This is a genomic window from Olleya sp. AS48 (assembly GCF_038900355.1).
Taxonomy (GTDB): Bacteria; Bacteroidota; Bacteroidia; order Flavobacteriales; family Flavobacteriaceae; genus Olleya.
Map to the genome: position 1 here is coordinate 71,085 of NZ_JBBMRD010000014.1, position 12,765 is coordinate 83,849.

At 33.2% G+C, this 12,765-nt stretch carries 14 protein-coding genes; 8 read left to right on the top strand and 6 right to left on the bottom strand.

The window, feature by feature from the left end:
• Positions 1-18 precede the first annotated feature (18 nt).
• Positions 19-627 carry a superoxide dismutase gene (locus tag WNY60_RS14730; RefSeq protein ID WP_145005334.1) on the top strand — a complete coding sequence of 203 codons (609 nt, stop codon included), beginning with the start codon at positions 19-21 and terminating at the stop codon, positions 625-627.
• A 273-nt stretch (positions 628-900) separates the two neighbouring features.
• Here the strand turns inward: WNY60_RS14730 and WNY60_RS14735 are convergent, their stop codons facing one another.
• The 4 genes from WNY60_RS14735 to purN form a co-directional block, all read right to left on the bottom strand.
• On the bottom strand, positions 901-2,799 hold the full coding sequence (locus WNY60_RS14735; RefSeq protein ID WP_145005337.1) for an amidophosphoribosyltransferase: 1,899 nt from the start codon (positions 2,797-2,799) through the stop codon (positions 901-903).
• A 74-nt stretch (positions 2,800-2,873) separates the two neighbouring features.
• Entirely contained in the window at positions 2,874-3,800 is a 927-nt protein-coding gene (locus WNY60_RS14740; RefSeq protein ID WP_145005340.1) for a PfkB family carbohydrate kinase, read from the bottom strand.
• Positions 3,801-4,050: 250 nt separating this feature from the next.
• Positions 4,051-4,692 carry a ribonuclease H family protein gene (locus WNY60_RS14745; RefSeq protein WP_342862845.1) on the bottom strand — a complete coding sequence of 214 codons (642 nt, stop codon included), beginning with the start codon at positions 4,690-4,692 and terminating at the stop codon, positions 4,051-4,053.
• 27 nt (positions 4,693-4,719) lie between these two features.
• The gene (gene purN / locus WNY60_RS14750; protein WP_342862846.1) at positions 4,720-5,286 is read right to left on the bottom strand and encodes a phosphoribosylglycinamide formyltransferase; all 567 of its coding nucleotides are present in this window, start codon (positions 5,284-5,286) and stop codon (positions 4,720-4,722) included.
• A 182-nt stretch (positions 5,287-5,468) separates the two neighbouring features.
• On the opposite strand from purN, the gene WNY60_RS14755 reads away from it, so the two are divergent.
• The 6 genes from WNY60_RS14755 (at position 5,469) to WNY60_RS14780 (ending at position 10,358) form a co-directional block, all read left to right on the top strand.
• Positions 5,469-5,702: an acyl carrier protein gene (locus WNY60_RS14755; RefSeq protein ID WP_013869581.1), complete on the top strand. Its 234-nt coding sequence runs from the start codon at positions 5,469-5,471 to the stop codon at positions 5,700-5,702.
• 11 nt (positions 5,703-5,713) lie between these two features.
• Entirely contained in the window at positions 5,714-6,964 is a 1,251-nt protein-coding gene (fabF, locus tag WNY60_RS14760; protein ID WP_145005349.1) for a beta-ketoacyl-ACP synthase II, read from the top strand.
• 9 nt (positions 6,965-6,973) lie between these two features.
• Entirely contained in the window at positions 6,974-7,720 is a 747-nt protein-coding gene (gene rnc, locus WNY60_RS14765; RefSeq protein ID WP_145005352.1) for a ribonuclease III, read from the top strand.
• Positions 7,721-7,856: 136 nt separating this feature from the next.
• The gene (locus WNY60_RS14770; RefSeq protein WP_145005355.1) at positions 7,857-8,342 is read left to right on the top strand and encodes an IPExxxVDY family protein; all 486 of its coding nucleotides are present in this window, start codon (positions 7,857-7,859) and stop codon (positions 8,340-8,342) included.
• A complete protein-coding gene (gene pyk / locus WNY60_RS14775; protein WP_342862847.1) occupies positions 8,342-9,784 on the top strand; it encodes a pyruvate kinase in 1,443 nt (480 codons plus the stop codon). The genes WNY60_RS14770 and pyk overlap by 1 nt, the downstream gene beginning before the upstream one ends.
• 289 nt (positions 9,785-10,073) lie before the next feature.
• Positions 10,074-10,358: a hypothetical protein gene (locus WNY60_RS14780; protein ID WP_292948460.1), complete on the top strand. Its 285-nt coding sequence runs from the start codon at positions 10,074-10,076 to the stop codon at positions 10,356-10,358.
• On the opposite strand, the gene dinB is transcribed toward WNY60_RS14780, so the two are convergent.
• On the bottom strand, positions 10,355-11,458 hold the full coding sequence (gene dinB, locus WNY60_RS14785; RefSeq protein ID WP_339807382.1) for a DNA polymerase IV: 1,104 nt from the start codon (positions 11,456-11,458) through the stop codon (positions 10,355-10,357). The genes WNY60_RS14780 and dinB overlap by 4 nt on opposite strands.
• A 71-nt stretch (positions 11,459-11,529) precedes the next feature.
• Here dinB and WNY60_RS14790 point away from each other — a divergent pair, with 71 nt between their 5' ends.
• Positions 11,530-11,997 (top strand): CYTH domain-containing protein, encoded by a 468-nt coding sequence (locus WNY60_RS14790; protein ID WP_342862848.1) that lies wholly within the window; start codon positions 11,530-11,532, stop codon positions 11,995-11,997.
• Positions 11,998-12,090: 93 nt separating this feature from the next.
• Here the strand turns inward: WNY60_RS14790 and WNY60_RS14795 are convergent.
• The coding region (locus WNY60_RS14795; RefSeq protein WP_342862849.1) for an OmpA family protein at positions 12,091-12,765 on the bottom strand (675 nt) is incomplete at its 5' end.

Consider the following 12,765-nt stretch of genomic DNA (forward strand, 5'->3'; position numbering starts at 1 on the left):
ACTTAAAAACATACAATTATGGCTTTTGAATTACCAAAATTAAAATATGCGTATGATGCATTAGAACCAAATATCGATGCACGTACAATGGAAATACATCACACAAAGCACCACAATGGTTACACAACTAAACTAAATGGAGCTATTGAAGGAACTGACTTAGAAGGAAAATCTATTGAAGATATTCTTACTAATTTAGATATGAATAATATGGCTGTAAGAAATAATGGAGGAGGTTTTTACAATCACTCATTATTTTGGGAAGTTATGAATCCAGAAGGTAAAGGACGTTTATCTGGAGAATTAAAAGATGCTATTGAGGCAGCTTACGGAAGCTTTGATGCATTTAAAGATGCTTTTAGTAACGCAGCAGCAACTCAATTTGGATCAGGTTGGGCTTGGTTATGTGTGCATAAAGGAGGTAAGGTTGAAGTGTGTTCTACACCAAACCAAGATAACCCATTAATGCCAGGAGTAACTTGCGAAGGAACACCAATCTTAGGATTAGACGTTTGGGAGCATGCTTACTATTTAAACTACCAAAACAGAAGACCAGATTATATCGATGCATTTTTTAATGTTATTAACTGGAACGAAGTAGAAAGACGTTATGCAGAAGCTAAATAAGCTTTGAAACGTTATAATATTAAAAAAGCAGATTCATATTTGAATCTGCTTTTTTTTATGCTGTAAACTGTGTATTTTTTAAAATTTTGGCAAATAAAAAAGGAGAACGAGAGTTCTCCTTTTTTGCCCCAAATCTACCATGAACTTAACCTACTTATGTTATGGTAAGCTCAAATATAACGACATTTAATTTGATATATTATAAAATATAGTTAAAACGTAAAAATATTCGCTTAAATGAGTATGTCGTGAGAAAATTTGTACTTCTTGTAATTAGTAAGCACGTTCTTTATTTCCTTCGTAAAAATTAATAAAAGCTCTGTTAACTACTCGGTTACCTCCAACTGTTGGATAGTTTCCTGTAAAATACCAATCTCCTAAATGATCAGGTATTGCTTTATGTAAATTAGCAACTGGCTGAAAAATGATTTCAACTTCAGCATTAACGGACTCATCAGTTAAAAGTTGAGAGATCTTAGCCGAAATTTGTTCTGTTGTAAATTGGTCATAAATTTCGTTTACAAAATTCTTAACATCTTTATCTGCTAGGTCTTCTTGTGCTTTGCATCTGTGATATACTTCTTCTACTAAATCGTATTTTCCGTTTTCTTTAAGTAGCGCTAATGCAGCATTAAAAGCTACCAATGTTTCTAGATTAGCCATGTCAATACCATAACAATCAGGAAAACGTATTTGTGGTGCAGACGATACGATAACAATCTTTTTAGGATGTAATCGGTCCATCATTTTAATAATACTCTTTTTTAAAGTGGTACCTCGTACAATACTATCGTCAATAATTACAAGGTTATCCGTAGGTTTTATAACACCATAGGTTACATCGTAAACGTGAGCAACTAAGTCGTCACGACTACTATCTTCTGTAATAAAGGTTCTAAGCTTAACATCCTTTATTGCTATTTTTTCTATACGTGGTCTTTCTTTTAATATAGATGTTACCTGATCTGCAGATAATTGTCCATTTCCGTCTAAAATAGCTTTGGTTTTTTTCTCATTTAAATGCTCCTCGACTGTTTCAATCATTCCATAAAATGAAGTTTCAGCAGTATTAGGAATATAAGAGAAAACACTATTTTTTGTATCATTATTAATCGCCTTTAAAACTTGTGGCATTAATAAACGTCCAAGCATTTTACGCTCTTGATAGATTTCGGCATCACTTCCTCTAGAAAAGTAAATGCGCTCAAAACTACAAGATTTACGCTCTAAGGGTTCTAATATTTTTTTTATCGAAACTGCACCAGATTTTTTAGAGATTAAAGCATGACCTGGAGTTAGCTCTTTAACATCCTCAAACTCGACATTAAAAACTGTTTGTATCACAGGACGTTCTGAAGCAACAACAACTATCTCGTCATCTGTATAGTAATATACAGGACGTATACCTGCTGGATCACGAAGTACAAAAGCATCTCCATGTCCAATTAAACCAGCCATAGCATAACCACCATCCCAATTTTTAGCAGCACGTCTTAATATTTTGGCAATTTTTAAACGTTCGGCAATTAAAGGTGAGCATTCGTGTTTACCATAACCTTCTTTTTTTAGGTCTTTATAGATTTTACTTACTGCATCATCTAAAAAGTGACCTATTTTTTCCATTATAGTAATGGTGTCTGTATATTCTTTTGGATGTTGTCCAAGGTCCACTAGGTTTTTAAACAGCTCTTTAACATTAGTCATATTAAAGTTACCTGCCAAAATCAGGTTACGATGCATCCAGTTATTTTGTCTTAAAAAAGGATGGACACTTTCCACACTGTTTTTACCAAACGTACCATAACGCACGTGTCCTAATAGTAACTCACCAATATAAGGTATGTGTTTTTTTTGAAGCGCAACGCTATCTTGGTATTCTGGATGTTGTGCTAACTCTTTATTTACACGTTCGTTAATTTGTGCAAAAATATCCTGAATAGGTTGTTGTGCTATGGAGCGTACACGACTAATGTAACGTTCTCCTGGAAGCGTGTCCATTTTAATACTTGCAAAACCAGCACCATCTTGACCACGATTGTGTTGCTTTTCCATCATTAAGTACATTTTATTTACACCATAAAAAGCACTTCCATATTTTTCTTTATAAAATTCTAAAGGTTTACGTAATCTTATCAGTGCAATTCCGCACTCATGTTTTAAAGCATCACTCATTGTTGTTGTGTTGTGAGTTGTTTATTAAAATGATAAAAATAAAAAACGCGCTCATAATTACGAGCGCGTTTTTTTTATTTTAATTCGATATCGAAATGTGTTAATTTTTTAAATTCTTTTAGTCGGTTGTTGACCTCGTCTTTTTTAAGGTCAATCATGCGCTCAGTTCCAAATTTTTCGACACAAAAAGAGGCTAAAGTAGATCCGTAGATTACTGCGTTTTTCATGTTTTCAAAACTAATATCTCCTGTACTTGCTAAATAACCAGCAAATCCACCAGCAAAAGTGTCTCCTGCTCCAGTTGGATCAAATACTTCTTCCAATGGTAAAGCAGGTGCATAAAACATATGGTCATCATGGAAAAGTAAAGCACCATGCTCTCCTTTTTTGATAACTACATATTTTGGTCCCATTTCATGAATCTTTCTAGCAGCAACAACTAAACTGTATTCTCCAGTTAATTGTCTTGCTTCTTCATCATTAATAGTAATTACATCTACATTTTTAATCACTGCAAGTAAATCGTCTAATGCGATGTCCATCCAGAAATTCATAGTATCTAAAATAGCTAATTTTGGCTTTTTAGTCATTTGGTCTAAAACACCTTGTTGTACTAAAGGGTGTAAATTACCTAACATTACAATCTCCGCATCACGATAATTTTGTGGTACTACAGGGTTAAAATGCTCTAATACGTTTAATTCAGTTGCTAAAGTATCACGAGAGTTCATGTCGTTGTGATATTTTCCACTCCAAAAAAATGTTTTACCATCTTTTACAATTTCGATACCTTCGATATTTACTTTTCTATCTGTTAAAAGATCTAAATATTCCTGAGGAAAATCTCCACCAACAACAGACACTGCTGCTTGATCTACATCAAAATTTGCTGCAGATAACCCTATATAGGTTGCTGCTCCACCAAGAATTTTATCGGTTTTACCAAAAGGAGTTTCTATTGCGTCAAATGCTACTGTACCTACTATTACTAACTTGCTCATAAAAGCTATTTAAATTAAAGTGCAAATATAGGTTTTTTAGTCGCATTTTTTTTAATTTCCTTTCGGAATAAAATGAAGTCTTTAACATTAGTTTTGTAATTCTTAACAATTCACTTGTATCAAACAACACTTCACTAATCTTTATTTTTTTTGAGGTTGTAAATCATGGATGTTTGCTTTAAATTAAAACAAATTAAAATGAAAAAAAATAAAAAGACTTTGGTGTATGCGTTGGTTTGAACTTTTGTTATTACTTCCTTCCAAAATCCGCAGGTATTTCTCCCCAAGCTTTAGTTTCCCATTTAACAATAGTAGTTTTATAATCGTTTGCTTTTAGCCACGCTACAGCACGATCTACCAAATCATAAACAGGTTTATTTTTTGCGTTACGCTCAAGCTTACTATTACACGTTTTTTTGCGTACCCAACTCATAGCTGTTTTGGAGTCTGTATATATAATACGGTCGCTATTATGTTTTTTTAAAAAACTTAAACCATGTACTAAAGCCAAAAACTCACCTAGATTGTTTGTGCCTTGCTCAAATGGTCCTTGTTTAAATAATTGTTTCTTGGTTTTGGTATCTACACCTCTATATTCCATTATACCTGGATTACCAGAAGAAGCTGCATCCACAGAGATAGAATTATAATTTGGACGTCCAATTTTTTTAAGCTGTTCATGGCTTAACTCACTTTTAAAATCTTCTTTTTTTCCAATATAGTCAAAGTAGTTACCTTTCAAGGCTTCTTTGGCAGCGTCAAAAGTAGCAAAGGACTTATATTGCGCACCTGGATAGTCTTTAATTTGTGCTTTACAATCATTCCAAGTTTCAAAAACGCCATTATGGTGTCCTTGCCAAACGGTATAATATTTTTTCTTCTTTTTACTCATTTTAGTATTTCCGTGTAAACGGAAATCTTATTTTTTTAATAGTTGATCAACCACTTCCGGAAAATGTTTCATCTCTAATTCATGAATCTTGTCTGCAACATCTTGTGCAGTGTCTGAAGCTAAAACCTCACATTTTGATTGAAATATGATCGCACCTTCGTCATAATTCTCGTTTACGTAATGAATTGTGACACCTGTTTCTGTTTCTTTATTATTAATTACAGCTTGATGCACATGCATTCCATACATGCCTTTTCCACCAAATTTTGGTAATAAAGCTGGATGTACATTGATGACTTTATTTGGAAAGTTTTTTAGGATTTTTTCTGGAAATTTCCATAAAAAACCAGCTAAAATAATTAAATCAGGTGTATTAGATTTAAGAATATTTAATACATCATCTGTCTCTGTAAAGGCTGTTTTGTTGAAAGATAAAGCGCTAACTTTCAATTTTTTACAGCGATCTAAAACTTTGGCATGAGGATTGTTAGTTAATACCTGAATAACAGACGCATTGTCTCTATTTTGAAAAAACCTTATTAAATTTTCAGCATTAGATCCGCTTCCGGACGCAAAAATTACTACACGTTTCATTTTCTATTTTCAATGTTAAATTCTTCAAACAAAAAAAGCAATAATTATTAACAATTATGGGCTAAAATCGAAATTCTTCGATTTAAATAATTAAATTCGTAGCACATTTTTAAAGTAAACGTGTGTTTTAAAATAAAGTTTTTTATTTTTGCCTCTTAATTAAAACTAAAAAAATTAAAATTATGTCAGACATTGCATCAAGAGTAAAAGCGATTATCGTAGACAAATTAGGTGTTGATGAAAACGAAGTTGTAACTGAAGCTAGCTTCACAAACGACTTAGGAGCAGATTCATTAGACACTGTAGAATTAATCATGGAATTTGAAAAAGAATTCGATATCCAGATTCCAGATGACCAAGCAGAAAACATTGCTACAGTAGGTCAAGCTGTATCTTATATTGAAGCTGCTAAATAAGCACAATATTTATGGAACTTAAGCGAGTAGTAGTTACAGGATTAGGAGCGTTAACGCCAATTGGAAACACTAAGGACGAGTATTGGTCTGGTCTTATTAGTGGTAAAAGTGGTGCTGCACCTATAACATATTTTGATACTGAAAAGTTCAAGACAAACTTTGCTTGCGAGTTAAAAAATTTCGTGGCAACTGATTTTCTAGATAGAAAAGAAGCCCGCAAAATGGACAGGTTTACGCAGTACGCAATGGTCGCATCTGATGAGGCTATTGCGGACTCTAAACTAGACTTAGAGACCATAAATAAATTAAGAGTAGGTGTAATTTGGGGAGCCGGAATTGGTGGATTAGAAACATTTCAAAATGAGGTGTTAAATTTTGCCGAAGGTGATGGTACTCCAAGATTTAATCCTTTTTTCATCCCTAAGATGATTGCAGACATTGCTCCAGGAAACATTTCTATAAAAAATGGTTTTATGGGTCCTAATTACACAACTGTATCTGCATGTGCATCTTCCGCAAACGCAATGATAGATGCCTTAAACTATATACGTTTAGGACATTGTGATGTTATTGTTACAGGAGGTAGTGAAGCAGCAGTTACAATTGCTGGAATGGGAGGATTTAATGCAATGCATGCTTTATCAACCAGAAATGAAAGTCCAGAAACAGCATCAAGACCTTTTGATGCCACTCGTGATGGATTTGTTTTAGGTGAAGGAGCAGGTGCAATTATTCTAGAAGAATATGAGCACGCTAAAGCAAGAGGAGCCAAAATCTACGCAGAAGTTTTAGGAGGCGGAATGTCCTCTGACGCTTACCACATGACTGCACCACATCCAGACGGAATTGGAGTAATTGCAGTAATGAAAAACTGTTTAGAAAATGCTGGTTTAAAACCAGAAGACGTTGATCACATTAATACGCATGGTACATCTACACCTTTAGGTGATGTTGCCGAGTTAAAAGCTATTAAAGAAGTTTTTGGTGATCACGCAAAAAATATTAATATCAATTCTACCAAGTCTATGACTGGGCATTTATTAGGTGCTGCAGGTGCTATTGAGTCTATTGCTGCTATATTAGCAATGGAACATGGTATTGTGCCACCAACAATAAATCATACTACCATAGACGAAAATATTGATCCAGATTTAAATTTAACACTTAATGCACCTCAAAAAAGAGAGATTAATGTTGCTATGAGCAATACTTTTGGTTTTGGAGGACACAATGCTTGTGTGTTATTTAAAAAACTAGACTAGTTTTATTGAATGAAACGCATTCGTAACATATTTAATTCCCAATCAAATGACGATGGGAATTTTTTTGTGGCAATATCTAAAATACTAAAGTTTAAACCAAAAACTTTAAAGTTTTATCAAACAGCCTTTACGCATCGTTCCATGAATATTAAAGACGAAAAAGGACACATAATTAATTATGAACGTTTAGAGTTTTTAGGCGACGCTATGCTTAGTGCTGTGATTGCGCATCATTTATACATGGAAGTCCCTGGAGGTGATGAAGGTTATCTAACTAAAATGCGATCAAAAGTAGTTAGTCGAGAACATTTAAATGAACTTGGTAAAGATTTAGGACTTATAGATCTTGTAGAAAGTAAAATACCTAAAGGTCAATTTGGAGATAATATACATGGTAACCTATTTGAAGCGTTAATAGGTGCAATATATCTTGACAAAGGTTACAAAAACTGTGATAAGTTTATTCAAAAACGGGTTATAGATCCTTATGTTGATATCGAAAAACTAGAAGGTAAAGTCATAAGCTATAAAAGTTTATTGATAGAGTGGTGTCAAAAAGAAAAAAAGGTATTTGACTACAATGTTTATGAAGACACTGGTAATGACAATATTAAACACTTCTCTGTAAAATTATCTATTGACTCAAAAATAGTAGCTAAGGCTAGAGCAACTTCAAAAAAGAAAGCTGAAGAAAAAGCATCCAAACGCGCCTTTTTTGCACTTCAAAGTCAAATTACTAAAGCTGGCTTTATATAATAAAAGTACTATTCTTAAATTCTTAATAATTTAGGTTTAACTAAAACGTTTTCGTGGTTTTTTGTTGTTAAGTTTAAGTAAAATTGAATTATAATAAGCGTTTAAATGCTATATTTACAATTAATTTTATATTAAAATGGCTGTTCGGAAACTCTCCTTAGATGATTTTTTAGAAGAAGAGCATTACGCATTAATAGGTATTCATTGCGTAATAGAAGACTATAGATTAGCTTTTTTAATAAATCAAACATTAGATATTAAACTTAGAAGACGGTTAGACGACCTAACCAATCCAAGTTTAAATTCCAGTTATGCATTGTTTGAGTGGTTTGACGAAAAACAACTTACCACATACCACCTAGTAGCCAATACATGTAAGGTACAGCATAATAATTTACAGCAACAATCAAATTCGTTATTTGGAGAAGACTCAACAGGTGCAACTAATTTTTATTTGTTACCAGAATTTAAAAAAGTAAATTATCTTCTTAAAATAGAAACCGAATTCCATAATAAAGAAAAAATTATTTTAAATAACATTCTAAGGATTCCACAAGTAGTGACTGCTTACAGTATAGACACAGATGCTTTAAAATCCAAGGACAATTTAATATTCAACTAATGCCAATAAGAAAAAAAACTAAGATCGTTGCAACTTTAGGACCAGCAACTAGCAGCAAAGAGGTATTAAAAGGTATGTTAGACGAAGGTGCTAATGTATTTAGAATCAACTTCTCTCACGCAGATTATAAAGACGTTGAAGAACGTGTAAAAATGATACGAGAGCTAAACGACGAGTTTGGTTATAATGCTTCCATATTAGGAGACTTGCAAGGACCAAAACTTCGTGTAGGAGTGATGAAGGGAGAGGTAATTGTAAATCCAGGAGACGAGATTGTTTTTGCAACAGGTAAACGTTTTGAAGGGACCAAAGATCGTGTATACATGACTTATGACCGTTTTCCGCAGGATGCAAAACCAGGAGAACGTATCCTTTTAGATGACGGAAAATTAATTTTTGAAGTACTATCAACAGATAAAAAATCAGAAGTAAAAGCCAAGGTAATTCAAGGTGGACCATTAAAATCTAAAAAAGGAGTTAACCTTCCTAATACAAATATCTCTCAGCCAGCTTTAACAGAAAAAGACGTCGAAGACGCTATTTTTGCATGTAAGTTAGGAGTCGATTGGATGGCCTTATCATTTGTGCGTCATGCAGAGGATTTAATGCAATTACAAGAACTAATAAAAAAACATAGCGATCATAAAATTCCGATTATTGCAAAAATCGAAAAACCAGAAGCAGTAGAAAACATAGACAAAATTGTAGCCTATTGTGACGGATTAATGGTAGCACGTGGTGATCTTGGAGTAGAGATTCCTGCAGAAGAAGTACCATTAGTTCAAAAACAACTAGTACTACGTGCAAAACGTGCCAGAATACCAGTAATTATAGCAACACAAATGATGGAAACTATGATTACTAGTTTAACACCAACACGAGCAGAAGTTAATGACGTTGCAAACAGTGTAATGGATGGTGCAGATGCAGTAATGCTATCAGGAGAGACAAGTGTAGGACAATTCCCTGTGCAAGTTATCAGACAAATGTCTAACATTATCAAAAGTGTAGAAAACTCTGAGCTAATAAAGGTACCACAATCACCACCACACATACGTACCAACAGATATATTACAAAATCCATATGTTATCACGCAGCACACATGGCTAATGATATTGACGCAAAAGCAATATCAACATTAACCAATAGTGGATACACAGCGTTTCAGATATCAGCATGGAGACCAAAATCACATATATTAGTATTTACCTCAAACAAGCGTATATTAACGCAGTTAAATTTACTTTGGGGAGTAACAGCGTTTTATTACGACAAGTTTGTTAGCACAGACGAGACCATAGAAGACGTAAACGCTATTGCATGTAAAAAAGGGTTTTTAGAAGTAGGAGACATGTTAATAAGCTTAGCAGCCATGCCAATTCAAGAAAAAGGAATGGTAAATACCCTAAGAGTGACAGAAATTACAAGCTGTAGTTTTTAAACTACCCACTTTGTAATAAGATAAAGATAGTTTGGGCGTTACCACAAGGGTCGCGCTATCCACTATATCTTTTTTGTGCATAAGCGCACACAAAAAAGGATGTCGTTTCTATCGCTAACGCATAGCCAAGAACAAAACAATATATTAAAACCAGTTATAGAGATATAACTGGTTTTTTGTTTTAAAACACTTACAAACTATGTTAAATATTAATCAAAATAGCAATTAAATTAGTCAGTTAAGTAATGATTATGTAATTTAAAGTAATAAACGATTAATAGTATATAAAATGAACAACCTAGCGATACAAACAATAGAAAAAGAGCAAATAAAATTTTTAAAATTCCCTAAAGAAGAATTATTATCCTCGAAAAAAGAAAAAGTAGAACGCTGTCAGACTTTAACAAGAGCAATGGTATTGGGTAATATAGAGCACGAGAAAGTACATATTTTGTTTGCAGACAACGAAGGATTAAAAAGAGTAAACACCACAATTTGGGGAGTAACAGAAGACTATGTAATATTAAAAACGTCTACAATTATTCCAATGGAGCGTATTGTATCTGTAGCCTAGAATTTAAAACTCAATTGGACACTAATGGTTTTATCCAACTCTATCTTTTTAGGTTTATTTAAAGTATTTAGATTGGATAATGAGATGCCAAGTAAACGCACAGAATTATTCATTTTTTCTTGATATAGCAAATCCTTTGCAGTATCCAAAATTATAGCAGCATCAGCAATAAAATAAGGTAATGTTTTACTGCGTGTTTGTAGCGTAAAATCACTGTATTTAATTTTTAACGTAATAGTTTTTCCTGCAACTTTGCTATTAGCTAATCTTTTAGCAACTTCGTCAGCAATAAGCTTTAGTTTTTCAAGCATAAAGACTTCTGAGGATAAGTTTTCAGTAAACGTACGCTCAGCAGCTAAACTTTTTCTAATTCTGTTTGGTTTTACTTCGCTGTTATGTATACCTCTAACAATGTAGTAATACGATTTTCCTGACTTGCCAAAGTTAGATTCTAAAAACTCAATTGATTTAGATTTTAAATCCTTACCGTTATAAATTCCCTTTTGGTACATTTTCTCGGCAGTAACCTTACCAATGCCATAAAATTTTCTAATGTCTAAAGCTTCTAAAAAAGCTAAAACCTCTTCAGGATTTACAACTTTTTGTCCATTAGGTTTGTTGTAATCACTAGCGACTTTAGCAACAAATTTATTAATGCTAATTCCAGCTGAAGCAGTTAAGCCAACTTCATTAAAAATTCTAGATCTAATCTCTTCTGCTAACATAGATGCGCTAGGATTACCTTTTTTGTTTTGGGTAACATCTAAATAGGCTTCGTCCAAGGATAAAGGCTCTACCAAATCGGTATAATCGTAAAAAATTTTTCTAATTTTATTAGAGATTTCTTTATAGCGTTCAAAATCTGTTTTAACAAAAATTAGATGAGGACATAATTTTATTGCCAATCTACCAGACATGGCACTTTTGACTCCAAATTTTCTTGCTTCATAGCTGGCAGCACTAATAACACCACGTGATCCGCCACCTCCAACAGCAATAGCTTTTCCTATAAGTTCAGGATTATCCATTTGGGCTACTGACGCGTAAAATGCGTCCATATCCACATGAATAATTTTTCTTATTGGTAAATCGTTTTGCATCTTGTAAATTTAGACATTAAATGTCTTTTATTGATTTCAATTTAATTTAAGATTTACAATTACCTAAAAAAATGATAGAAATAGAACGTAAATTTTTAGTCAAATCTAATGCCTTTAAAGCAGAAGCATTTAAACACACCAAAATTACGCAAGGTTTTTTAAGTACTGACAAAAAAAGAACTGTAAGGGTAAGACTTAAAGATAATCAAGGGTTTTTAACTATAAAAGGAGAATCCTCAAGCAGTGGATTGTCTAGGTTTGAATGGGAGAAAGAAATCACAAAAGTAGAAGCAGAACAATTATTATTACTTTGCAAAAAAGGAGTAATTGATAAAACACGTTACGAAGTAAAAGTAGATGAGCATACGTTTGAAGTGGATGAGTTTTATGCAGATAACCAAGGGTTGGTCATTGCAGAAGTTGAGTTAAATCATGAAAACGAAACTTTTGTTAAACCGGAATGGTTAGGGGATGAAGTGACTGGAGATATTAAATATTACAATTCACAACTTAGTGAAAACCCATATTGTTCTTGGTAAAGTGAGTGCTTTAAAACAGCTATAAATTAAAAAAGCCACATCTATAAAAGATGTGGCTTTTTTTTGGTTTTTAATTGGTTGTTAAACTAGTGTTTATTGTTTAGGTCCACCGCTTACGATTGTAAACTCAGAACGTCTGTTAAATTGATGTTGCTCTTCTGTACAACTAGATCCACAGTCATATAATAGCTCTGATTCTCCCTTACCATCTCCAGATATTCTGCTTGCATCAATACCTTTAGATATGATGTAAGCTACTGTAGATTTAGCTCTTCTATCAGATAAGCTCATGTTATAACCTGCAGGACCTCTACTATCTGTATGTGATGTTGCATAGATTACCATTTCTGGGTATTTATTCATCACTAAGACTAGTTTGTCTAACTCTAATGCTCCTTGTGGTGTAATGTTAGATTTGTCAAACTCAAAGTAAATTGGGTCTAACACCACTTTGTCTGCAACAATAATTTTCTTGATTGGTGTTAGGTCAACTGTAACAGCAAGACGGTCTTCTCGTTTTGTATTAACAGTTACTGCGTTATCTTCAAACTCTGCTTTAGTTACTTTTAAGCTAGTATCTAAGTCACAGTCTGTATTAAATGTTGCTACACCTTGTGCATTGGTTGTTTGTGTCCCTAATACTGATCCTTTAGCATCATGTAGTACTACTGTAGCATTAGCTAGTTTTTCTCCAGTTTCTGCATTTTCTACAGTTACAATTAGGTCTACATCACATAAGGCTTTAATTTCATTAATAGCATAAATGTC